Raw genomic sequence first — 23340 nt, forward strand, 5'->3', positions numbered from 1 at the left:
GCAAGATTGACGCCCACGGACCACCGATCCGTGGGCCTGGGCGTCACTCTCTGCTTACGCTGGTGCCGCCGTCCGTGTGATGGCCGGAAACAGCTGAGCCGCACACCAGGAGCACGCCGATGGTCACGACCGAGCACCCCCCCAGTCGCCTGCGGTCCTGGATGCTGGAGGGGCTGTCCGACATGGGCAAGCACGGTGGCCAGGTCGGACCCCAGGCCGCACCGGAGCCCGCTCACAAGGGCCAGCGCTGGTGGCGCGTGATGTGCCTGACGGGTGTCGACTACTTCTCGACCCTCGGTTACCAGCCGGGCATCGCGGCCCTGGCGGCCGGCCTGCTGTCGCCGATCGCGACCATCGTGCTCGTCATAGTCACCCTGGCGGGCGCGCTTCCGGTGTACCGCCGGGTCGCCGAGGAGAGCCCGCACGGCGAGGGTTCCATCGCCATGCTGGAGCGGCTGCTGTCCTTCTGGCAGGGCAAGCTGTTCGTGCTGACGCTGCTGGGCTTCGCGGCCACCGACTTCCTGATCACCATCACCCTCTCCGCCGCCGACGCCTCCACCCACCTGGTGGAGAACCCGCACCTCACCAGCACGCTCCACGACCACCAGATGGTGATCACCCTGTTCCTGGTGGCGCTGCTCGGCGCGGTGTTTCTCAAGGGCTTCCTGGAGGCCATCGGTGTCGCCGTCGCCCTGGTCGGCATCTATCTCGCGCTCAACGTCGTCGTCGTGATCGTCGGCCTGTACCACGTCATCACCGCCGGACATGTGATCACCGACTGGACCAGCGCCCTGACCACGGAACACGGCAACGTCTTCGTCATGATCGGCGTGGCGCTGATCGTCTTCCCGAAACTCGCCCTGGGCCTGTCCGGCTTCGAGACCGGCGTCGCCGTCATGCCGCACGTCGAGGGCGACGCGGGTGACACCGAGGAGCTTCCGACCGGCCGGATCCGGGACACCAAGAAGCTGCTGACCACCGCCGCCCTGATCATGAGCGCCTTCCTGATCACCACCAGCTTCATCACCACGCTGCTGATCCCGGCGGACGAGTTCAAGACCGGCGGCCAGGCCAACGGCCGCGCGCTCGCCTACCTCGCGCACGAGTACCTCGGCAACGCCTTCGGCACCGTCTACGACGTCTCGACCATCGCCATCCTGTGGTTCGCCGGTGCCTCCGCCATGGCCGGCCTGCTCAACCTGATGCCGCGCTATCTGCCCCGTTACGGCATGGCCCCGCACTGGGCACGCGCCGTCCGCCCGATGGTCATCGTCTTCACGCTGGTCGCCTTCCTGGTCACCTGGATCTTCGACGCCGACGTCGACGCGCAGGGCGGCGCCTACGCCACCGGTGTGCTGGTGCTGATCAGCTCCGCGGCGATCGCCGTGACCATCGCCGCCCACAAGGCGGGGCAGCGCGGCTGGACCATCACGTTCGCGATCATCTCGGTGGTGTTCCTCTACACGACCGTCGTGAACGTCATCGAGCGCCCGGACGGTGTGAAGATCGGTGCCTGCTTCATCGCGGGCATCATTCTGGTCTCGCTGATGTCCCGGCTGGCCCGCGCCTTCGAGCTGCGTGTGACGCACGTGACGATGGATCCGATGGCGGAGCGATTCGTCCGGGACATGGCCAGCCGCAAGATGCGGTTCATCGCCAACGAGCCCGACCGGCGCGACAAGGCCGAGTACCGCGACAAGATCGAGCAGATCCGGGCCGACAACGAGATGCCCGAGCAGGAGGACTTCGTCTTCGTCGAGGTCACGGTGACCGACCCCTCGGAGTTCGAGGCGGGCCTGACCGTGCAGGGCGAGGTGCTGCACAACCGCTACCGCGTCCTGACCGTGGAGTCCGCCTCCATCCCCAACGCCCTCGCCGCGCTCCTCCTGCACGTCCGGGACATGACGGGCTGCACCCCGCACATCTACTTCGAGTGGACCGAGGGCAATCCGTTCGCCAACTTCCTGCGCTTCTTCCTCTTCGGGCAGGGCGAGGTCGCCCCGGTCACCCGCGAGGTCCTGCGCGAGGCGGAGCCGGACCGCGACCGGCGCCCGCGCGTGCACACCGGCTGAGACGGACACATCCGGTCCGGGGACGACAGGAGCCCCCGGACCCGGCGACGGCACGCGCCTCAGGCCCTCGCCGCCCTCCCGCCGAACAGCCGCCGAGACGGCCGCACGTCCAGCCGGCCCATGCTCAGCCGCCCGTGTATCTCCACCCGCAGCACCACAGGCGTCCCGGGCTCCCGGGCCGGCCGCACCTTCGTCGTGCCGTAGTCGATCACCAGGGAGTCACTGTCCACGACCACGCCGGGACGGGTGATCAGCCGCAGGGTGCCGCCCGCCAGGTCCAGGTCGATGCGGAGGCTGTCGTGGCCTATCTCCGCCCGGCTGAAGTCCAGGGTCACATCGCCCCAGGTCGACCGGATCTCCATCCGGCGGGGCACCGACCACCCTTCGCCGCGCGTGGTCGAGGAGGACTGCTGCTCGATACGGACGACGTCCTTCACCGGGGCGAGCCCGGCAGCTTCACTCGGCAGGTCGGCCGTCAGCGGGGCCAGATCGCCGAGCGTGCGCGCGGACAGGGCAGCCGCCATCCGCTCCTCGTGCTCCTCCGTGGTGAGCCGGCCGTCTCCCACGGCGGCGGTCAGCACGTCCACCACGCGGTCCCGGTCCGCGTCCGAGGCCCGCAGCGCGGACGGCTCCTCCGTACGCATCAGCTCGGCCGACATACCCTCACCCCGATCAAGACGCCCCCGCAGGGATCCACCATCGCGCACTAAAGCTATATCGCGATATACACAACGGCCAACCCCGTGTCCGCGGTTCCCGCGCCGTGGCCCTATCGTGACCGGCATGCAGTCCTACACGATCGGCCAGGCGGCGCGGCTTCTCGGCGTGAGCCCGGACACCGCCCGGCGCTGGGCCGACGCCGGCCGGATGGCCACCCATCGCGACGAGGCCGGGCGGCGGCTCATCGACGGCAAGGACCTCGCCGCGTTCTCGGTCGAACTGGCCAAGGGGGGCAGCGGCGAGGAGGACGCCTCCTACACCTCGGTCCGCAATGCCTTCCCGGGGATCGTCACCGCGATCAAGCTCGGTGACGTCGCCGCCCAGGTGGAGATCCAGGCGGGCCCGCACCGGCTGGTCTCGTTGCTGACCCGGGAGGCCGTGGAGGAACTGGGCCTGGAGGTCGGCATGGAGGCCACCGCGCGCGTGAAGTCCACCAACGTGCACATCGACCGCGTCTGACCCGGCGCCCTCATCGGCACAGCAGCGCGGCCCACAGGTCGAGCCGGTCGCTCAGCCGGGACAGGTCGCGCCCGGTGAAGTGCTCGATGCGCTGGATCCGGTAGTGCACGGTGTTGACGTGCAGGTGCAGGGCCTGTGCGGTACGCGCCCACGACCCGTCGCAGGCGAGGAACGTCTCCAGGGTGCTCAGCAGTACGGCGGTGGCGGCGCGGTCGCTCTCCAGCAGCGGGCCGAGGACGGTACGGCTGTAGGCGGCGCGGACATCGGCCGGCACACCGGTGAGCAGGGCGTCGAGACCGGTGAGGGCGGTGGCGTCGACGAGGCGGGAGGCGTCCGGCGCGGTGGTACGGGCCGAGGTGAGCGCGTAGCGGGCCTGGGCCAGCGCTCCGCCGAGCCCCTCGGGACCGGTCGCGTGTGCCCCGGTGCCGCCGTGCAGGGCCACATCCGGCGCGCAGGCGGCGACCAGGGGCCAGACCTCGCCCAGGAGGCCGTCGGGACCACCGGCCAGCACCGCGAACGCGCACCCGTCGGGCAGCAGCCCCACGGCCGCCGCCCCCGCCACGCAGTGCACGGCATCCCCCACGCCGCTCGCCGCGGCCCGTGCGGCCTCGCTCCCGTTCGAACCCGTCCCGGCCGTCTCCGCGCTTCCCGCCGTGCCGCTCCCGGCGGCCCCGGCCGCCACATGCCCGGCCAGCTCCGCCAGCGCCGTCTCGGAAACCCCCGGCCGCCGCGGCCCGGCATCGGCGACGACCACCCGGTACGGCCCGGTCTCCGGCATCCCGCACCGCCGTAGCGCGGCCTCCACCGCCCCGGCCCCCGGATGCGGCGTGGCGAGCAGTGTGCCCAGCTGGTCCCCCGCCCGGCGCTCGGCCGGCCTGCGCCGGGCCGCAGCCTCCTGGCACTGGCTCAGGACCGCGGCGACCTCGTGCAGCATGCGCGGCGGCGCGCTGTCGGGGTCGCGCAGATGGAGCAGCCAGCGCGCGTAGGGAGAGGCGCTGTCGGACTCGACGGGCACGGTCACCCCGGTGCCGTCCGCCATGAGCGCGACCGCGTCCCGCGCCGCGACACCCGGCGCGCCCGGGGTGGCCGCCACGGTCCGGCCCGAGGGCGTGAACACATGGGCGACGACGCGGTCGAGGTGGGCGAAGGCAGCGGTGAGGAGAGCGTCGGGCCCGGCCTCCTGGGAGAGGAGCCGGCTCAGCCGTACCCGCACGTGCTCCGGCAGCGCGTGCTGAAGCAGCGCGGGCCGACGGCTCAACTCGCCCCACTGGCGCAGGTACACCGTGTCGGTGATCGCCCGGAACATGACGTGCGCCGGCACCCCCGCCACCGGCACCCCGTGCCGGACACAGGCCTCGACCAGGTCGTCCGGCACGCTCCCGTGCGTCTCCTCCCCCGCGAGCAGCGCCGCGGCCCCCGCTCCCTTGAGCGCGGCGACGAACCGTTCCGCTTTGCCCGGGCCGCCGTCCGGCGACCACCACACCAGCCCGCTGAGCACGACCTCGCCGGACCGTACGAACCGGGCCGGGTCCTCCAGGTCCGTCACGGTCACACCGCTGATCTCGCGCCTGAGGAGGACGTCCTCCGCCCACAGCAGGCGCAGGCCCAAAGAGGCGTCTCCCAGGAGGTGTTCGACGTGCATGTGCTGGCTCCTCGTACGGCCGCCAGGTGCTGGACAGAACACCTGGCATCTCGCATTCACAAGGTGAGCGCGAGATGAAGCATCGTAAATGCAAGCTCAGAGGAGTGGAATGCCTCTTGGTTGATCATCCAGAACCGGAGCCGGGGAGTCGGAGTTTCCACATACGCGAGGGCCGGTGAGGCGGAGGGGAGACGGCCGTCTTGCGCCGTCACCGGCCGCGCCGGAGCGAGGTGCGGTTCAGGTGGCCGCCGCCGACGCCCGACCGGGTGCGGCCGGTGCCGGAGCGCCGAAGCCGTAGCCTCCGTCCACCCGGATCGCCGTGATCCCGCTGATGTGCCGGGCCCCGCAGCGGTCCTGCGGAAGCACCAGCTGGGGGCCCGCCGCATCCAGGGGGGTGCCGTCGATCGTGACGGCGAGCAGCACGGGAGCGTGCGCGAAGTCGGGGTCGATCTCGGCCCAGGACAACAGGGCGTGATGGCCGTCGGTGCCGGTGACGGCGATCAGGAAGCGCAGCCGGTCCTTGCGCCGGACCGGGTCGAAGCCGGGTCCCGCGGCGGCGAGCACGTCGTACAGGCGCGGACCGGCGAACCTGTGGTGCTGGACGCCGCTGGTGGCGCACTCGAAGCTGACGTCCGCCCGGTGCTGCGGCCAGCCGAGCAGATCCGGCACGGTCAGCCGGGCCGGTCGTACGAGATCCCCGGTCAGGGCCAGTTCCGCGAGCGTCACCGCGACCACCTCCCGCAGGACCGTACCCCTGCCAGAGCACCGTACAAACGCACATGCGAGCTACAAGTCACAAGTTCGCAGCTCATGCGATGTGACAGGAGACTTACACCTGGCAGATGCGGCAGTATCATCGCCGCACGGCCGATGCCCGGCCGTGCCAGGGCGCGACAGTTGTTCCACAGAACCCGAGGAGTCGATCCGTGATGACCCGTTCCGTGCGCCGGACCCGGATGCTGCAGCTGGCCGGTGCGGGAGCCGCCGCCCTGATGGCACTCAGCGCCTGCTCCTCCTCCGACGACTCGTCGACGACCAAGGCGGACAAGTCCGGCTCGGCCTCCCCGAAGCTGTCCGGCACGGTCACCGTGTTCGCGGCCGCCTCCCTCAAGGAGAGCTTCACGACCCTCGGCCAGGAGTTCGAGAAGCAGCACCCGGGCACCAAGGTGAGCTTCAACTTCGGGGGCAGCGACACCCTCGCCGCGAACATCACCGGCGGCGCCCCGGCGGACGTCTTCGCCGCCGCCAGCCCCAAGACGATGAAGATCGTCACGGACAAGAGCGACGCGGTCGGCACTCCGGCCACCTTCGTCCGCAACCAGCTGGAGATCGCCACCCTGCCGGGCAACCCCGACAAGGTGGCCTCCCTGAAGGACCTCACCAAGTCCGGTCTGAAGGTCGTCCTGTGCGACAAGACCGTGCCCTGCGGTGCGGCCGCCCAGAAGGCCCTGGACGCCAGCAAGCTCAAGCTCACCCCGGTCTCCTACGAGCAGGACGTCAAGGGTGCCCTGACGAAGGTGGAGCTGAAGGAGGCCGACGCCGCGGTGGTCTACAAGACCGATGTGAAGGCGGCGGGTGACAAGGTGGAGGGCGTGGAATTCCCCGAGTCGGCCAAGGCCGTCAACGCCTACCCGATCGCCCTGTTGAAGAGCGCCCGGAACGCCGAGGCCGCCAAGGCGTTCATCGCCCTGGTCCAGTCCGCCGAGGGCCAGAAGGTTCTGACCGAGGCCGGGTTCCTCAAGCCGTGACCTCGCTCCACGAGCCCGGCGCCGCGGCCGGCCCCCGCACGGGTGGGCCGCGGCGCCGCCGCGTCCGGGTGGGGGCACCGCTGCCGCTGCTGCTGCCCGGAGTGCTCGCCCTGGCGTTCCTGCTGCTGCCGCTGCTCGCCCTGCTCGTCCGCGCCCCCTGGCGCAGTCTGCCGGCGCAGCTGACCAGTACCGAGGTGTGGCAGGCGCTGCAGCTGTCCCTGGTCAGCGCAACGGCGGCGACCGCCGTGAGCCTCGTGCTCGGCGTGCCGCTGGCCTGGCTGCTGGCCCGCACGGACTTCCCCGGCCGGGGGCTGGTCCGCGCCCTGGTGACCCTGCCCCTGGTGCTCCCGCCGGTGGTCGGCGGTGTGGCCCTGCTGCTCGCCCTGGGCCGCAACGGGATCATCGGCAAGTGGCTCGACTCCTGGTTCGGAATCACCCTCCCCTTCACCACCACCGGAGTCATCATCGCGGAGGCGTTCGTCGCGATGCCGTTCCTGGTCATCAGTGTCGAGGGCACCCTGCGTGCCGCCGACCCGCGCTTCGAGGAGGCTGCCACCACGCTCGGCGCCTCCCGCTTCACCGCGTTCCGCCGGGTCACCCTGCCGCTGATCGCGCCGGGCATCGCCGCGGGCTCCGTGCTGGCCTGGGCCCGCGCGCTCGGCGAGTTCGGCGCGACGATCACCTTCGCGGGCAACTTCCCCGGCCGTACCCAGACCATGCCCCTCGCGGTCTACCTCGCCCTGCAGAACGACCCCGAGGCCGCCGTCTCCCTCAGCCTGGTCCTGCTGGCCGTGTCCATCGCCGTGCTGGCGGGGCTGCGGGACCAGTGGCTGACGGGAAGCTGAGGTGACGCCAGGATGGAAGACGACCCTGTGCGCGTGCCCACGAAGGACACCCTCTCCATGACCGACATCGACGCCCCCAAGGCCCACCTCGCCCCCGCGGACGTGCGCGAGCAGGGCCTGGACGCCCGGCTCGTCGTCGAACGCGGCTCCTTCCGGCTGGACGTGGCCCTGGCCGCCGCGCCGGGAGACGTCATCGCGCTGCTCGGCCCCAACGGCGCCGGCAAGACCACCGCCCTGCGCGCCCTCGCCGGCCTGGTCCCCCTCACCGACGGACATCTGCGGCTGGACGGCGCCTCCCTGGAAGACACCCCGCCCGAGTCCCGCCCGGTCGGTGTGGTCTTCCAGGACTACCTGCTCTTCCCGCACCTGTCCGCCCTGGACAACGTGGCCTTCGGGCCGCGCTGCCAGGGCTCCTCCAAGGCCGAGGCCCGCGCGCAGGCCGCCGCCTGGCTGGACCGGATGGGCCTGGCCGACCACGCCGGCGCCAAGCCACGGCGCCTCTCGGGCGGCCAGGCCCAGCGCGTCGCGCTCGCCCGGGCGCTCGCCACCCGGCCCCGGCTGCTGCTCCTGGACGAACCCCTCGCGGCCCTTGACGCCCGCACCCGGCTGGAGGTGCGCGCCCAGCTCCGCCGCCACCTGGCCGAGTTCGAAGCCGTCGCCGTACTGGTCACGCACGACCCGCTCGACGCCATGGTGCTCGCCGACCGGCTGGTGGTCGTCGAACAGGGCCGGGTCGTCCAGGAGGGCGTTCCGTCCGACATCGCCCGCCATCCGCGCACGGACTACATAGCCCAGCTGGTCGGCCTCAATCTGTACCGGGGCGTGGCCGAGGGGCACACGGTACGGCTCGAGGCAGGGCCCTCGATCACGACCACGGAGGACCTGTCCGGCCCGGTCTTCGTGGCGTTCCCGCCGGCCTCCGTCACCCTCTTCCGGGACCGGCCCACCGGCGCCAGCGCACGCAACCTGTGGCGCTGCGAGGTCGCGGGTCTGGAGACCCACGGGGACCAGATCCGCGCCGACCTCGCCGGCGAGCTGCCCCTGGCCGCCGACCTCACCACGGTCGCCGCGGCCGAGCTGGACCTGCACCCGGGCGCAGCTGTCTGGGCGACGGTGAAGGCGACCCAAACGCATGCATACCCTGCCTGAACGGATACGCGCTCTACCGTGGGTGCCCATGACACTGAGCATCCGCAACCAGCTCCCGGGCACCGTCACCGAGGTCCACCCGGGCGAGGTCATGGCCACGGTCAGGATCCGCCTGGACGGCGGGCAGGACCTCATGGCGGCCATCACCCTGGAGGCCGTCGAGCAGCTCGGCCTCGCCCCGGATTCCCGCGTGCGCGCGCTGGTGAAGTCGACGGAGATCGCGCTCGCCTCAAGGGGCGTCGAGGGTCTGTCCATCCGCAACCAGCTGCCCGGCGCGATCGTCCAGCTCGTCCAGGGCGGAGCCATGGCCTCCGTGAAGATCTCCGTGCCCGGCGGCGAACTCACGGCGGTGATCACCAGGGACGCGGCCGAAGACCTCGGCCTCTTCGTGGGCGGAGACGTGATCGCCCTGATCAAGTCGACCGAGGTGTCGCTGGCGACGGCGTGAAAAAGGCGGAGCCCCGCCCGAACCACGGGCGGGGCTCTCACCAGGAGGGCACTCAGTCCTCGTACGCGTCCAGCGGCGGGCAGGAGCAGACCAGATTACGGTCGCCGAAGGCCTGGTCGATACGGCGTACCGGCGGCCAGTACTTGTCGGCGGCCGAGGCCCCGGCCGGGAAGACGGCCTCCTCACGGCTGTAGGCGTGCGCCCACTCGCCTCCGAGCGCGGCCGCCGTGTGCGGGGCGCCCCGCAGCGGGTTGTCCTCGGCGGGCCACTCGCCGGTGCCGACCTTCTCGATCTCCGCACGGATGGCGATCATCGCGTCGCAGAAACGGTCCAGCTCGGCCAGGTCCTCGGACTCGGTCGGCTCGATCATCAGCGTGCCGGCCACCGGGAAGGACATGGTCGGAGCGTGGAAGCCGTAGTCGATGAGCCGCTTGGCGACATCGTCCACGCTCACGCCGGTCGCCTTGGTCAGCGGGCGCAGGTCGATGATGCACTCGTGCGCGACCAGGTTGCCGGGACCGGTGTAGAGCACCGGGTAGTGCGGCTCCAGGCGCTTGGCGACGTAGTTCGCGGAGAGCACGGCCACCTGCGTGGCGCGCTTGAGGCCCTCGCCGCCCATCAGGCGGACGTACGCCCACGAGATGGGCAGGATGCCCGCGCTGCCCCACGGCGCCGCCGAGATCGGGCCAACGCCCGTCTCCGGACCGGCCGCCGGCTGCAGCGGGTGGTTGGGCAGGTACGGCGCCAGGTGCGCGCGGACCGCGACCGGGCCGACGCCGGGACCGCCGCCGCCGTGCGGGATGCAGAAGGTCTTGTGCAGGTTCAGGTGCGAGACGTCACCGCCGAAGTGGCCGGGCTTGGCGAGGCCCACCAGGGCGTTGAGGTTGGCGCCGTCGACGTACACCTGGCCGCCCGCCTCGTGGACCTGGGCACAGATGTCGGCGACGTGCTCCTCGAAGACGCCGTGCGTCGACGGGTAGGTGATCATCAGCACCGCCAGCTCGTCGCGGTACTGCTCGATCTTGGCCCGCAGGTCCTCGACGTCGATCTCGCCGTCCTCGGCGGTCTTCACGACGACGACCTTCATGCCGGCCATCACGGCGCTGGCGGCGTTGGTTCCGTGCGCGGAGGACGGGATCAGGCACACGGTCCGCTGCTCGTCGCCGTTGCCCCGGTGGTAGCCGCGCACGGCCAGCAGACCGGCCAGCTCGCCCTGCGAACCGGCGTTCGGCTGGAGCGAGACCTTGTCGTAGCCGGTGACCTCGGCGAGACGTTCCTCCAGCTCGTGGATGAGCGTGAGGTAGCCCTCGGCCTGCTCGGCGGGCGCGAACGGGTGGAGCTGGCCGAACTCGGGCCAGGTGACCGGCTCCATCTCCGTGGTCGCGTTGAGCTTCATGGTGCAGGAGCCCAGCGGGATCATGCCCCGGTCGAGCGCGTAGTCGCGGTCGGCCAGCTTGCGCAGGTAGCGCAGCATCGCGGTCTCGGAGCGGTGGTCGTGGAAGACCGGGTGGGTCAGGTAGTCGTCGGTGCGCAGCAGCGCCGCGGGCAGCGCCTCCCCGGCGGCCGCGTCCAGCGCCTCGATGTCGCCGGCGACTCCGAAGGCGGAGAAGACGGCGTCCAGCTGGGCCCGGTTCGTGGTCTCGTCGCAGGCGAGGGAGACGTGGTCGGCGTCGACCCCACGCAGGTTGACTCCGCCCGCCCGGGCTGCGGCGACGACCTCGGCGGCCCTGCCGGGCACGCGGGCGGTGAGGGTGTCGAAGTAGGCGCCGTGGACGATCTCGACACCGCCGGCCTGCAGACCCTCGGCGAGGATCGTGGCGTAGCGGTGGGTGCGGCGGGCGATGGTGCGCAGGCCCTCGGGGCCGTGGTAGACGGCGTACATGCCGGCCATCACGGCGAGCAGCACCTGAGCGGTGCAGATGTTGCTGGTGGCCTTCTCGCGGCGGATGTGCTGCTCACGGGTCTGCAGCGCGAGGCGGTAGGCCTTGTGCCCGTCGGCGTCGACGGACACGCCGACGAGACGGCCGGGCAGGCTGCGCGCGAACTTCTCGTGCACCGCCATGTAGCCCGCGTGCGGCCCGCCGAAGCCCATCGGGACGCCGAAGCGCTGGGTGGTGCCGATGGCGATGTCCGCGCCCAGCTCGCCCGGCGAGGTCAGCAGGGTGAGCGCGAGCAGGTCGGCGGCGACGGTGACGAGGGCGCCCAGCTCGTGCGCCTGCTCGACGACCGGCTTGATGTCGCGTACGGCACCGGAGGCGCCCGGGTACTGGATCAGCACGCCGTTGATCTCGCGCGCGGCGATGTCGGCCGGGATGCCCTCGCTGAGGTCGGCGACGACGACCTCGACGCCGGTCGGCTCCGCACGCGTCTCGATGACGGCGATGGTCTGCGGCAGCACGTCCGCGTCGACCAGGAACAGGCCCTTCTTGTTCTTGCCCATGCGCCGGGACAGCGCCATCGCCTCGGCGGCCGCGGTGCCCTCGTCCAGCAGGGAGGCGCCGGAGGTGGGCAGGCCGGTCAGCTCGGCGACCATGGTCTGGAAGTTCAGCAGGGCCTCCAGGCGGCCCTGCGAGATCTCCGGCTGGTAGGGCGTGTAGGCCGTGTACCAGGCCGGGTTCTCCATGACGTTGCGCAGGACGACCGGCGGGGTGAAGGTGCCGTAGTAGCCGAGGCCGATCATCGAGCCGAGGACCTGGTTGCGGTCCGCGAGCGAGCGCAGCTCGGCGATCACCTCGGCCTCGGTGCGGGCGCCCGGCAGGTCCAGGGCGTCGGCGTTCTTGATCACATCCGGGACCGCGGCGGCGGTCAGCTCGTCGAGGGAGCCGTAGCCGACGTGCGCGAGCATCTTGGCCCGCGCCTCCTGATCGGGCCCGATGTGGCGCTGCTCGAAGGGAATGCCCGCTTCGAGCTCGGAGAGCGGAATGCGATGGGCGGTCATTGCGGAGGCCTCCTGGTCTGACACGACCTTCGAGGGGCACCACGGCGCGGGTACCCCGACGGCCTCCCCCTCTGTCATCTCAACCTGAGAGCTTCACCGGGCACCCGAAGGCCCCGGCTTTCACCGTCGGTGAGAGCGGAAGCCGTCGACATCCGCCCTGCTTTCCAGAGTGACCTCGTCCGTGCGGTACGTGAGCCTGAGAGATTCCGGGGAGGATTTGCTCCTTCGGCGCCTCCGAAGTGGTCGGAGGACTCTCCCGCACGGGGTCAGCAGCCGCTGTCAGCCTACCAGCGAGGTCAACGCCCGAGCCCTCGAGTGGCCGCCTCCTTGATTGTGCTCTTTTGTAGTGCTTACGGATGAGTTGCGACCAAGTGGAGGGAGAGGGGCCGTGCAGACCGACATCGATCCGCGCAACCTGATCGGCCGCAAGGCGTTCGACCGCAATGGCACCAAGATCGGCACGGTCGACGAGGTGTATCTCGACGACGCGACCGGTGTGCCGGAGTGGGCGGCCATACGGACCGGCCTGTTCTCCCGGGACGCCTTCGTCCCCCTGGAGCCGAGCGAACTGATCGAGGGTGCCCTACGGGTCCCCTTCGACCGCGCGCTCATCAAGGACGCCCCCGACTTCGGCGTGGGCCGCCATCTCTCTCCCGAGCAGGAACTCCAGCTCTACCACCACTACGGCCTGGACGTGGCCCCGCCCCCTCCCCCGGACCACGACTTCGGCAAGCTGGCGGGAACGGAGGAGAGCTGAGGAACTCACACCCTGCCCGGTCGACCCCCTGGGGGTGCGGGGACCGCGCGAGAAACCACTCCGGACCCGCGCCCCGCACAGCCGACGGGCAGCGGGTGCCCGTACTCGGCATGCCGTGCCTACACCTCGGTGTCCACCCCGTCCAGCACCAGCGGCAGCGGCTCCGCCGGCTCCAGCGCGGGATCATCGACAAGAAACGTCCGTACGCGTCCCGGAGGGGACTGCGGCGTCTCGAAGCGCACGGTGACTCGCCCGAGGCCGCTGCCCTGCACCCAGCCGTGCCCGTACTCGGCATGCCGTACGTCGTACCCGGCACGCCACTGCCGCTCCGCGGGCTCCGGGCGCTCCACGGCCTCGGGCGCGGTCTCCTCCGGCGCCTCCGCCAAGGCGCCCTGCTCGCCCGCGGCCTGCGCGAACAGGTCTTCCTGGGTGTAGTCGGCGAGCCCGGAGACTCCCACGCCGAGCAGCCGCACCCCGCCCGTGGTGTCCACGGACTCCAGCAGCCGCGCGGCCGCCTCCCGGATCACCGCGGGGTCGTCCGTGGGGCCTCTGAGCGTCTCCGACCGGGTCAGCGTCGAGAAGTCGTATCTTCGCACCTTCAGCACGATGGTCCGCCCGGACAGCCCGGCCTCGCGCAGCCGCCGCACGCACCGGTCCGCGAGCCGCTGGACCTCCAGACCTACCCGGATCCGGTCGTGGATGTCCACGTCGTAGGTGTCCTCGACCGACACCGACTTGGCCTCCCGCTCGGCCACCACGGGCCGGTCGTCACGCGCCAGCGCCATCGCGTACAGCCCGTGCCCGTGCGCCTTGCCCAGCAGCCGTACGAGCTCGTCCTCGCCCGCCTCGGCCAGCTCGTCGACCGTGGTGATCCCGGCGCGCCGCAGATGGTCCCCGGTGGCCGGGCCGATGCCGGGCAGGGTCCGCACCGGCATGGGCCCCAGCAGTCCCCGCTCGGTCCCCGGCTCGATGAGCACGAGTCCGTCGGGCTTGGCCTCCTCCGAGGCGATCTTCGCGAGCATCTTGGAGGCGGCCAGCCCCACCGAGCCCGTGAGTCCCGTGACCGCCCGGATGTCCGCGCGCAGCTTGATTCCCGTCAGCCGCGCCGACTCCTCGTCCCAGGCCGCTCCCCCGGCCTCCAGGTCCACGAACGCCTCGTCCAGGCTCAGCGGCTCCACCAGCGGTGACAGCTCCCGCAGCAGCGCCATCACCTGCTCGCTGACCGACCGGTACAGAGCGAAGCGCGGCACGAGGTACGCGGCGTTCGGCGCCAGCCTGCGCGCCTGTGCCATCGGCATCGCCGAGTGGACCCCGAAGACGCGTGCCTCGTACGACGCGGTGGCCACCACTCCGCGCGGTCCGAGTCCGCCCACGATCACGGCCTTCCCGCGCAGGCTCGGCTTGGATGCCTGCTCCACCGAGGCGTAGAAGGCATCCATGTCGAGATGCAGGATCGTGGGCGCGTTTCTCACATCTCCGATGCTGCACCACGCCACTGACAATGGACCGGCGCGAAAGGGCCCGGTACGGCCCGGAACGCGGCTCCGGTGCTCGGAGGGCCTCCGAGCACCCGGATGCCATGTACCGGACCCGCGCTCAGACCGCCCGGTTGCGGCGGCGTGCCAGTTCGTCCGCGGGGTTGTGCCCGACCAGGGTCTCCCCGGTGTCGATGCGCTCGCCGTGCAGCTGGGAGAGCGCGCTTTCCACATCCCGCCAGACCACCCCGACGGCGATCCCGAAGATGCCCTGACCGCCCTGGAGAAGGGCGTGGACCTCGTCCGGCGAGGTGCACTCGTAGACCGTGGCACCGTCGCTCATGAGGGTCATGCGCTCCAGATCGCGGAAACCGCGTTCTCTGAGGTGCTGGACCGCCGAGCGGATGTTCTGCAGCGAGACCCCTGTGTCCAGGAACCGCTTCACGATCTTCAGGACGACGATGTCCCGGAAGCTGTAGAGACGCTGGGTGCCCGACCCGTAGGCGGGCCGCACGCTCGGCTCGACGAGGCCGGTGCGGGCCCAGTAGTCGAGTTGCCGGTAGGTGATGCCGGCGGCCGCGCAGGCCGTGGGCCCGCGGTAGCCGATCTCCTCGGACGTCATGGACGCCGCCCCTCCGCCGTTCGGCACCGCCGTCGGTCGCTGCTGGGCGTGATCCACCGCGTTGCCGGGATGGGAGTACCCCCTGCCGGAACGCAGCTGAGAGCTTGGGGGAGGGTACGGACCGCTCGCCCCGAGACCGTGTCCGGGGGCACCCCCAACCGTACCGTCGCCGCTCGTTCTCACGCCGACCTCCGTCCTTGACCTGCCTTCTCGACGGTAGGCAGTCACCAGGGGTGCGTCAACGATCGCCACACTCGGCACGCCGAGTGATAATCACCCTAGGAGTGGTTTCCCGTGCCCCACCGCGGGGAAAGGCTAGCCGAATGCTTTCGCGGGAAGCCGTAGGACGCTCTCAATAGCCGCTGGCAATTGCCATGACACCGGGCGCCGACGGGCCGGCCACAGACCCTTCGGGTCACCCGGCCGGGCCCGCCTCACTGACTGCTGGTGCCGAAGTCCTCGGGCGAGATCTGGTCGAGGAACTCGCGGAACTTCTCCACCTCGTCCTCCTGCTCGTCCGGAATCGCGATGCCGGCGTCGTCCAGCACCGTGTCACTGCCGTAGATCGGCGTTCCGGTGCGCAGGGCGAGCGCTATGGCGTCGGAGGGACGGGCACTCACCTCGACCCCGCTGGCGAAGACCAGCTCCGCGTAGAAGACGCCCTCACGCAGATCCGTGATGCGCACTTCGGTCAGCTCCTGGCCGACGGCCTCCAGCACGTCCTTGAACAGGTCGTGGGTCAGCGGCCGCGCGGGGGCCATGCCCTGCTGGGCGAAGGCGATCGCCGTCGCCTCCCCCGGCCCGATCCAGATGGGGAGGTAACGGTCGCCTCCCACTTCGCGCAGGAGCACGATCGGTTGGTTGGAGGGCATTTCGACCCGGACACCTACGACATCGAGCTCGTTCACACAGCAACCCTAGGCCGTGCCCGGGACGTTTGGGTAGTCGGGCCGGGAACAGGTGCCCGATCCGGCCGTAAGGGACACCCCGCCGGTCAGGGCAGCCGCACCCCGAGAGCGGTCTGTACCAGTGCAGCATGCAGCTTTGTCGTGAGCGCCGCCAGCTCCTTCGTACGGGCCTCGGCGTGGGCCCTGGTCTGCGGGTTGCGGTGACGCTTCAAAGGAGCCACCACCTGGTCCACGAGACCCGCCTCACGGTCTGCCGCGGCCTTCATCACCCGCAGGTGGCGCGGCTCGATCCCGAACCGTCCCAGCTCGGCGACGAGCGAGGCCACGGTGACGGCCTCGGCCTCGTACGCCCCGTCCTCCAGAGGAGCGATGAGCCCGTAGGACTCCCACTCCCGGAGTTCACCCTCGTCGATGCCGGCGGCCGCCAGCAGCGCCGCCCGGCCGACCCGGGCGACCGTGGGCCGCTCGACCTGCTCCGGTACGTCCTCCCCGGTGCGCTGGCGCCCCACCACGGGCAGCTGGACGGCCTCGCCCCGCTCCATGGCCTCCAGGTGCTCGCGGATCACCTTGAGCGGCAGATAGTGGTCCCGCTGCATCCTCAGGACGTGAGCCAGGCGCTCGACGTCCCCGGCGCTGAACTTGCGGTACCCCGAGGGGGTCCGCTGCGGCTCGATGAGCCCCTCCGACTCCAGGAAGCGGATCTTGGAGATGGTGACTTCGGGGAACTCGTCGCGCAGCGCGTTCAGCACCGTGCCGATGCTCATCAGCCCACTGTCCGCGGCGGCGGCACCGCTTCGGGCACCGCCGCTCGGTGTTTGAAGCATGGACCTTCCCTGAGGTCCCCCCGGACGGGATCCGGGGGTCAGATACCCTGCCGGCTCGCGTAGAAGACCAACCGGTACTTGCCGATCTGCACCTCGTCACCGTTCGAGAGGGCGACCTGGTCGATCCGCTCGCGGTTGACGTACGTGCCGTTCAGACTGCCCACGTCGGCCACCGAGAACGAGCCGTCCTGCGCGCGCCGGAACTCCACGTGCCGCCGCGAGACCGTGACGTCGTCCAGGAAGATGTCGCTCTGCGGATGACGGCCGGCAGTGGTCAGGTCGCTGTCCAGCAGGAAACGGCTGCCCGAGTTCGGACCCCGGCGCACCACGAGCAGCGCCGAGCCCATCGGCAGCGCGTCGACCGCTGCCTGCGCCTCGGGCGAGAGCATCGGGACCGGCGTCTGACCGGTCACCTCGGCGTCGTAGGCCTCGAGGCCCGAGATGGAGATCGTGGACGTAGTCTCCGAGGCGCGCTCCGGTGCCACACCGGCGCGCAGCGGCGCACCGCAGTTGGAGCAGAACCGGGCGTTCTCCGCATTGCGGTTACCGCACCTCGTACATACCAGGGCCGACATGGACGGATCCTCCTGCCGCGGCTGTCCCGACGGGGCATTGGACGCGTACGGGTCGGAGGTAAACCCTCCACCCGCACTTGAGGTTGACGGTTGCCCGAAACCTATGCCGCCGGACTGCGCAGGGTCAACAGACGCCGCGCCCTGACCTCCGGAAATGTCACCGCCCGGACCAGCGACCTGGTCACGGAACAGTGGGCGCTGACCCTCTGCGTCAGGCTGTGCGCGATGACGAGCGGTCGCGTTGCCGCTGCCCTCTCGCGCGCTCTTGCCGAACAACTTCGCAAACAACTTCACGGGCGATTCCCCTTGACCGAAACAGACCCGCCCGTGGGGCAGGACGAACCCTGATTGCCTACACCGGCCGACCCGGACATCCTCACAACGTCCGTATCCACCAGACAGTTTCCACCACGCACCACCCCTTCAGTGCGCCGACCCCCCGCAACCTCATGCCCCTGCCGGACGTCCCCCATGCACCGCCGGTTCACTGGGAGGACGACCGAGCGTAGTCAGGCTGCTTCGCCTGTCGCAAGGCGTCCACGACGATCTTGCTCGACCGCTCCACGGTCACCGTGGCCTGCTCCTTCTCCAGCGTCTGCACCACGCCTCCCGGGATGTTCAGCGCCGGTTCGAGATCCTGCGGTTTGCCGATGACCTGGAAACGATAGGGAGCATTGATCTTGTTCCCGTCGACGCTCACACCCTTGTCCGAGTCGGTGAAGTAGGTGCTCGCGACCACCCGTACCCCGTTGACTTCGACCGCCTCCGCGCCGGCCGCGCGCAGCTCCTGGATCGCGTCGAGCAGCATGTCCGCTTTGACCGTCCCCTTCGTGTCCTCGATCGTCATCGTGATGCCGGGACCCTGCGCCGCCACGGTGCCCGCCAGAATGCCGAGTTGCCTCTCCTTCTCGGCCGTCTGCTTGCGTGCCTCCGCAGCCTGGTCGGAGCTGCTCTGCAGCTCCGAGCGCTGCTTTTCGAGTCCCTGCTTCTCGTCCTCTAGACGCTGAGTACGCGAATCCAGTTCATCGAGGATGCGAACAAGATCTTCCTGACGTGCGCCGCGCAGCGCGCTGTCGCTGTCGCTGTTCGACGCCACCTGCACGGCCAGACCGAACCCGAGCCCGAACAACAGCAGGGCGACGATGAGTTGGGCCCGCGTGACACGCAGCGGCCACAGGCCCTTGACCAGCCGCTGGCGCCCGGTGAGCGGCGGCTCACCGCTCTCGGCCGGCGCCTGTCCGGGCTGCTCGGCGGCCGCGGCCGGCACCTCGTCGGGCAGTTCCTTGCGCAGCCTGTTCTCCGGCTGCTCCTCCTGGTTGCTCATCGTTCTCACGCCCGGAAGACGTGCCGCCGGATCGCCGCGGCGTTGGAGAAGATCCGGATACCCAGGACCACGACGACACCCGTGGACAGCTGCGCGCCCACACCCAACTTGTCCCCCAGGAACACGATCAGTGCGGCCACGACGACGTTCGACAGGAACGACACCACGAAGACCTTGTCGTCGAAGATCCCGTCGAGCATGGCCCGCAGACCACCGAACACGGCGTCCAGCGCCGCCACGACGGCGATCGGCAGATAAGGCTCGACGACCGCCGGAACCTCAGGCCGGACCAACAGGCCGGCCACGACTCCCACGACGAGGCCCAGTACGGCGATCACGATGTGCCCTTCTCAGTCTTCTCGGCTTTCGGCTGTGCTGTACGTACGATCACACTGGGTGCGGCGGGCAACCGGACGTCAGCCTGCGCGGAGATGGTCGCGCGGATCCCGTAGTCCTGCTCCAGGGCGTGCAGGTACAGCCCGTCGGCACTGTTCTGGAACCCGGTGTTCAGCTGTTTCCCGTCCCCCACCGCCAGCACCGTGTACGGCGGCACCAGCGGTCTGTTGTCGACCAGTATCGCGTCACCCGCGGCTCTGATCGCCGACAGGGCGGTCAGCCGCTGTCCGTTGATGGAGACGGCCTCGGCCCCGGAGGACCACAGTCCGTTGACCACCCGCTGCATGTCGCGGTCGCGCACGCGCCCGGTGTCGGAGAAACCCGAGGTCTCACGGGGATTGCTGCCGTCACCGCCGGTGCTGGCCTCCTTGGCGTCGTTCACGACGAGTTTGACCCCGGGGCCGTGCACCGCGGTGGCGCCCGACAGGACACTCACCAGGTCCGCCTCGGCACTGCCGCCGCTCCGCTTCAGAGCCGCCCGCTGGCGCGCGCTGACGTCGTCACGCAGTGTGTCGACATTGCTCTCCAGCTTGTCCGCGCCCGAGGTCTCCCGGTCGATCCGGTCGATCAGCTCCTGACGCTCCTTGGCCACCACGGGCGCCGCCACACGCGCCTGCGCCGCCCCTACGGTCACAACCAGCGCCGCGAGCACCAGCCCGGCCGCCAGACCCAGCTTCGCCCTGAGAGTCTTCGGCAGCCCGCCCTCCCCCTCGGACTTCCTCCGGGCAGCGGCCTCGGCGTACCCGTCGTCGAGGCTGTGGTCCATGACGTTGGTGATCAACGACATGGAGGCGTCCGGACGCTGCGGCCGCGGGGGGCTGCTCCGAACGGGGGGTTGCTGCGGCATGCCGCACATCGTCGCATGTCGCGAGCAGTACCTCCGAATGGCCCCACCGGCGTGCCGGACAGGCCCCCTTGGGGACACTTGTCCGGCACGCACGCGTGCAGTGGTTTTCGCCCTCCGGGCTGCCCGGTTCTAGCGCCCGGCGCTGTCCACCACGGCCGACCATTCGTCCAGCAGGGCCTGCGCTCCGGCATCGTCGGGCCCCTCGGCCCACAGGTGGGTGACCGCCTCGGCGGGGTCGGGCAGCACCATCACCCAGCGGCCGTCGGTCTCCACGACCCGCACACCGTCGGTCGTGTCGACAAAGCGATCTCCGGCCGCCTCGACGACACGCCGCATCACCAGACCCTTGACAGCCCACGGGGTCGCCAGGTCCCGTTTGAGGACGTGCGCCCGTGGAATCCGTGCGTCGATCTGGCTCAGGGTGAGCTGCGTGCGCGCCACCAGTCCGATCAGCCGTACGAAGGCCGCCGTGCCGTCGTAGACGCTGCTGAACTCGGGGACGATGAAGCCGCCCTTGCCGTCGCCACCGAAGATGGTGCCCTCTTCACGCCCCACGCGCGTGAGGTCGTCGGGAGAGGTGGTGGTCCACTCGACCTGAGTGCCGTGATAGGCGGCCACCTGCTCGGCGATCCTGGTCGTGGTCACCGGCAGCGCCACCCGGCCGCTGCGCCGCTCGGCCGCCACCAGGTCCAGCATCACCAGCAGCGCCCGGTCGTCCTCGATGATCCGGCCCTTCTCGTCCACGAGCGACAGCCGCTCGCCGACGGGGTCGAACCGGACACCGAAGGCGGCCCCGGAGGACGCCACTATCTCGCCGAGGCGGATCAGCCCGTTCCGGCGCATCTCCTCCGTCTCCGTGGGCCTGGACTCGTCCAGGCCGGGATTGATGGTCAGCGAGTCCACACCGAGCTTGCCGAGCAGGCTCGGCAGGACGAGACCGGCACTTCCGTTGGAGGCGTCCACGACGACCTTCAGGCCCGACTCCGCGATCCCGGTGGTGTCGACGTTCCTGAGCAGGGAGCCGGTGTACGAGTCGAAGACGCTCGCCGGGAAGTACAGGTCGCCGATCTCGCCGGGGAACGCCCTGCGGTACTCCTGTCGCGCGAACACCCGGTCGAGCTTGCGCTGACCGCCCTGCGACAGGTCCGCGCCCTGTCCGTCGAAGAACATGATGTCGACGGAGTCGGGCACGCCCGGCGAGGTCCGGATCATGATGCCGCCGGCGCTGCCTCGCGCGGTCTGCTGGCGCGCCACGGGCAGCGGCACGTTCTCCAGGTCTCGTACGTCGATGGCGCTGGCCTGCAGGGCGGAGATCACGGCCCGCTTGAGCGCACGGGCGCCCCGCGAGTGGTCGCGGGCCGTGGTGACCGTGGAGCCCTTCTTCAGCGTGGTCGCATAGGCACCCGCCAGCCGCACGGCCAGTTCGGGAGTGATCTCCACGTTCAGGATTCCGGACACACCACGGGCGCCGAACAGCTGGGCCTGTCCTCTGGACTCCCAGATGACCGAGGTGTTGACGAAGGCACCGGCCTCGATGGTCTTGAACGGATAGACCCTGACATTGCCCTGAACGATCGATTCTTCACCGATCAGGCACTCGTCCCCGATAACCGCCCCGTCCTCGATCCGGGCGGCTCGCATGATGTCGGTGTTCTTGCCGACGACACAGCCACGCAGATTGCTGTGCTGACCCACGTACACATTGTCGTGTACGACGGCCCGGTGCAGGAAGGCACCGCTCTTGACAACGACGTTGGACCCCACCACGGTGTGTTCGCGAATTTCCGCGCCGGCCTCCACCTTGGCGTAGTCGCCGATGTAGAGCGGCCCGCGGAGCACGGCGTCGGGATGCACCTCGGCACCCTCGGCGACCCAGACGCCCGGGGATATCTCGAAGCCGTCGATGTCGACGTTGACCTTGCCCTCCAGGACGTCGGCCTGCGCCTTCACATAGCTCTCGTGGGTGCCGACGTCCTCCCAGTAGCCCTCGGCGACATAGCCGTAGATGGGCTTGCCTTCCTTCATCAACTGCGGGAAGACGTCACCGGACCAGTCGACGGGCACATCGGGCTCGACGTAGTCGAAGACCTCTGGCTCCATGACATAAATGCCCGTGTTGACCGTGTCGGAGAAGACCTGACCCCACGTCGGCTTCTCGAGGAAACGCTCGACCTTGCCTTCCTCGTCGACGATGGTGATCCCGAATTCCAGCGGATTGGGCACCCGGGTCAGACAGACCGTGACCAGCGAGCCCTTCTCCTTGTGGAAATTGATCAGGTCGGTGAGGTCGAAGTCGGTCAGGGCATCACCGGAGATGACGAGGAAAGCATCGTCCTTCAACGCCTCTTCGGCGTTCTTGACGCTTCCGGCGGTACCGAGTGGCTTCTCCTCATTGGCATATGTGAGCTCCATTCCGAGCTCTTCGCCGTCGCCGAAGTAGTTCTTGACGAGCGATGCCAGGAACTGCACGGTGACAACGGTCTCGTTGAGCCCATGCCTTTTGAGCAGCCGTAGCACATGCTCCATGATCGGGCGGTTCACCACAGGCAGGAGCGGCTTGGGCATGCTGGAGGTCATAGGGCGAAGGCGAGTGCCTTCGCCACCGGCCATCACGACGGCCTTCATGTCGGAAGCGTCCTCCTAAAAGAGACGACGGTCTAGCCGACTTCACCCGTCCTGATTGTCCCGCAGATTCGGGCAGCGGGCCATCGGGCCACTATGTCCGGACAATCAACGAGCTCAATCGGCCGTGGCGTCCGCACGCACCAGGCGGCGGACTTGTACCACGTAGAGCACTCCTGCCCACCAATAGAGGGTTGTACCCCACCCTGCGAACGCCCATCCGAAAATGGCAGCGAGTGACGCGATCCATCCGTTTCCGTCGCTGAGAAGCAGGAGCGGGAAGGCGTACATCAGGTTGAAGGTCGCGGCCTTCCCCAGGAAGTTCACCTGTGGCGGCGGATAACCATGACGCCTGAGGATCCCCACCATCACCAGCAGCATCAGCTCTCTCGCCAGCAGAAGGCCGGTCAGCCAGATCGGCAGGATCTCGCGCCAGGTGAGGCCCACGAGCGTGGAGAGAACGTACAGCCGGTCGGCAGCGGGATCGAGGAGCCGGCCGAGGTTGCTGATCTGATTCCAGCGCCTGGCGAGCTTGCCGTCCAGATAGTCACTGATCCCGCTGAAGGCCAGCAAGAGGAGAGCCCAGCGATCGCTGTTGGGACCCCCGAACTCAGGCCTGAGGATCAGCCAGAGGAAGAGGGGTACGCCGACGAGCCGTGCCATGCTGAGGATGTTGGGGATGGTGAGGACCCGGTCTGTCTGGACGCGGGTCTCCTGGACCTCCACCCGGGGGCCTCCTGTGCGAAACGAGCCAACGATGCCCCCTGACCTTACCTCAACGCAAAAAAGCTCCGGCTCCTGGGCGGTGTGCCCAAGAGCCGGAGCTGTAAAAGGAGTTCGGCGGCGTCCTACTCTCCCACAGGGTCCCCCCTGCAGTACCATCGGCGCTGTGAGGCTTAGCTTCCGGGTTCGGAATGTAACCGGGCGTTTCCCTCACGCTATGACCACCGAAACACTATGAAACTGTGA

The 23340-nt window shown here is 69.9% G+C and carries 21 protein-coding genes, 1 rRNA gene and 1 riboswitch; of the genes, 7 read left to right on the top strand and 15 right to left on the bottom strand.

What is annotated here, in order from left to right:
- Positions 1–119: 119 nt before the first annotated feature.
- The gene (locus AVL59_RS33235) at positions 120–2072 is read left to right on the top strand and encodes an APC family permease (protein WP_067312114.1); all 1953 of its coding nucleotides are present in this window, start codon (positions 120–122) and stop codon (positions 2070–2072) included.
- Between the two features lie 59 nt (positions 2073–2131).
- Here AVL59_RS33235 and AVL59_RS33240 read toward each other — a convergent pair whose 3' ends face one another.
- The gene (locus AVL59_RS33240; RefSeq protein ID WP_067312117.1) at positions 2132–2731 is read right to left on the bottom strand and encodes a DUF1707 SHOCT-like domain-containing protein; all 600 of its coding nucleotides are present in this window, start codon (positions 2729–2731) and stop codon (positions 2132–2134) included.
- Between the two features lie 124 nt (positions 2732–2855).
- On the opposite strand from AVL59_RS33240, the gene AVL59_RS33245 reads away from it, so the two are divergent.
- A complete protein-coding gene (locus AVL59_RS33245; protein WP_067312120.1) occupies positions 2856–3251 on the top strand; it encodes a TOBE domain-containing protein in 396 nt (131 codons plus the stop codon).
- A gap of 10 nt (positions 3252–3261) precedes the next feature.
- Here the strand turns inward: AVL59_RS33245 and AVL59_RS33250 are convergent, their stop codons facing one another.
- A complete protein-coding gene (locus AVL59_RS33250; protein WP_067312124.1) occupies positions 3262–4893 on the bottom strand; it encodes a helix-turn-helix domain-containing protein in 1632 nt (543 codons plus the stop codon).
- Positions 4894–5130: 237 nt separating this feature from the next.
- Positions 5131–5628, bottom strand: coding sequence for a molybdopterin-dependent oxidoreductase (locus AVL59_RS33255; RefSeq protein WP_067312126.1), 498 nt, complete (start codon positions 5626–5628; stop codon positions 5131–5133).
- A gap of 194 nt (positions 5629–5822) precedes the next feature.
- On the opposite strand from AVL59_RS33255, the gene modA reads away from it, so the two are divergent.
- Genes modA through AVL59_RS33275 form a run of 4 tightly spaced genes read left to right on the top strand, consistent with a single transcriptional unit; the run spans position 5823 to position 9083 of the window.
- Positions 5823–6641: a molybdate ABC transporter substrate-binding protein gene (gene modA, locus AVL59_RS33260; protein ID WP_067312128.1), complete on the top strand. Its 819-nt coding sequence runs from the start codon at positions 5823–5825 to the stop codon at positions 6639–6641.
- Complete coding sequence (gene modB, locus AVL59_RS33265; protein WP_067312130.1) at positions 6638–7486, top strand: molybdate ABC transporter permease subunit; 849 nt, start codon at positions 6638–6640, stop codon at positions 7484–7486. Before modA ends, modB begins: the two co-directional genes overlap by 4 nt.
- A 57-nt stretch (positions 7487–7543) precedes the next feature.
- Positions 7544–8635 (top strand): ABC transporter ATP-binding protein, encoded by a 1092-nt coding sequence (locus tag AVL59_RS33270; RefSeq protein WP_067318059.1) that lies wholly within the window; start codon positions 7544–7546, stop codon positions 8633–8635.
- A gap of 28 nt (positions 8636–8663) precedes the next feature.
- Positions 8664–9083 carry a TOBE domain-containing protein gene (locus tag AVL59_RS33275; protein WP_067312133.1) on the top strand — a complete coding sequence of 140 codons (420 nt, stop codon included), beginning with the start codon at positions 8664–8666 and terminating at the stop codon, positions 9081–9083.
- A gap of 52 nt (positions 9084–9135) precedes the next feature.
- Here the strand turns inward: AVL59_RS33275 and gcvP are convergent, their stop codons facing one another.
- The gene (gene gcvP / locus AVL59_RS33280) at positions 9136–12021 is read right to left on the bottom strand and encodes an aminomethyl-transferring glycine dehydrogenase (RefSeq protein WP_067312135.1); all 2886 of its coding nucleotides are present in this window, start codon (positions 12019–12021) and stop codon (positions 9136–9138) included.
- Positions 12022–12195: 174 nt separating this feature from the next.
- A riboswitch (glycine riboswitch) is annotated at positions 12196–12290 on the bottom strand.
- Positions 12291–12409: 119 nt separating this feature from the next.
- Between gcvP and AVL59_RS33285 the strand changes: the two genes are divergently transcribed.
- Positions 12410–12778, top strand: a complete 369-nt coding sequence (locus AVL59_RS33285) for a PRC-barrel domain-containing protein (RefSeq protein WP_067312138.1) — start codon at positions 12410–12412, stop codon at positions 12776–12778.
- Positions 12779–12897: 119 nt separating this feature from the next.
- On the opposite strand, the gene AVL59_RS33290 is transcribed toward AVL59_RS33285, so the two are convergent.
- From AVL59_RS33290 to rrf, 11 genes are all read right to left on the bottom strand, one after another.
- Positions 12898–14250 (bottom strand): DNA polymerase IV, encoded by a 1353-nt coding sequence (locus AVL59_RS33290; protein WP_067312141.1) that lies wholly within the window; start codon positions 14248–14250, stop codon positions 12898–12900.
- Between the two features lie 124 nt (positions 14251–14374).
- Entirely contained in the window at positions 14375–15058 is a 684-nt protein-coding gene (locus tag AVL59_RS33295; RefSeq protein ID WP_208870483.1) for a MerR family transcriptional regulator, read from the bottom strand.
- A gap of 251 nt (positions 15059–15309) precedes the next feature.
- Positions 15310–15783 carry a bifunctional nuclease family protein gene (locus AVL59_RS33300; RefSeq protein ID WP_026253112.1) on the bottom strand — a complete coding sequence of 158 codons (474 nt, stop codon included), beginning with the start codon at positions 15781–15783 and terminating at the stop codon, positions 15310–15312.
- A gap of 86 nt (positions 15784–15869) precedes the next feature.
- Entirely contained in the window at positions 15870–16607 is a 738-nt protein-coding gene (gene ftsR / locus AVL59_RS33305) for a transcriptional regulator FtsR (RefSeq protein WP_067312147.1), read from the bottom strand.
- Positions 16608–16645: 38 nt separating this feature from the next.
- Positions 16646–17476: an FHA domain-containing protein gene (locus AVL59_RS49745; RefSeq protein WP_208870484.1), complete on the bottom strand. Its 831-nt coding sequence runs from the start codon at positions 17474–17476 to the stop codon at positions 16646–16648.
- A 190-nt stretch (positions 17477–17666) separates the two neighbouring features.
- Positions 17667–18506, bottom strand: a complete 840-nt coding sequence (locus AVL59_RS33315) for a DUF881 domain-containing protein (RefSeq protein WP_067312152.1) — start codon at positions 18504–18506, stop codon at positions 17667–17669.
- A gap of 5 nt (positions 18507–18511) precedes the next feature.
- Positions 18512–18844, bottom strand: coding sequence for a small basic family protein (locus AVL59_RS33320; protein WP_003988855.1), 333 nt, complete (start codon positions 18842–18844; stop codon positions 18512–18514).
- Positions 18841–19749 carry a DUF881 domain-containing protein gene (locus AVL59_RS33325; RefSeq protein ID WP_208870485.1) on the bottom strand — a complete coding sequence of 303 codons (909 nt, stop codon included), beginning with the start codon at positions 19747–19749 and terminating at the stop codon, positions 18841–18843. Before AVL59_RS33325 ends, AVL59_RS33320 begins: the two co-directional genes overlap by 4 nt.
- A 129-nt stretch (positions 19750–19878) precedes the next feature.
- Positions 19879–22374 (bottom strand): mannose-1-phosphate guanyltransferase, encoded by a 2496-nt coding sequence (locus tag AVL59_RS33330; RefSeq protein WP_067312156.1) that lies wholly within the window; start codon positions 22372–22374, stop codon positions 19879–19881.
- Positions 22375–22488: 114 nt separating this feature from the next.
- Positions 22489–23097, bottom strand: a complete 609-nt coding sequence (locus AVL59_RS33335; protein ID WP_067312158.1) for a CDP-alcohol phosphatidyltransferase family protein — start codon at positions 23095–23097, stop codon at positions 22489–22491.
- 109 nt (positions 23098–23206) lie between these two features.
- A 5S ribosomal RNA gene (gene rrf / locus AVL59_RS33340) occupies positions 23207–23323 on the bottom strand.
- Between the last annotated feature and the right edge of the window lie 17 nt (positions 23324–23340).

It is taken from the genome of Streptomyces griseochromogenes, assembly GCF_001542625.1.
Lineage (GTDB): Bacteria > Actinomycetota > Actinomycetes > Streptomycetales > Streptomycetaceae > Streptomyces > Streptomyces griseochromogenes.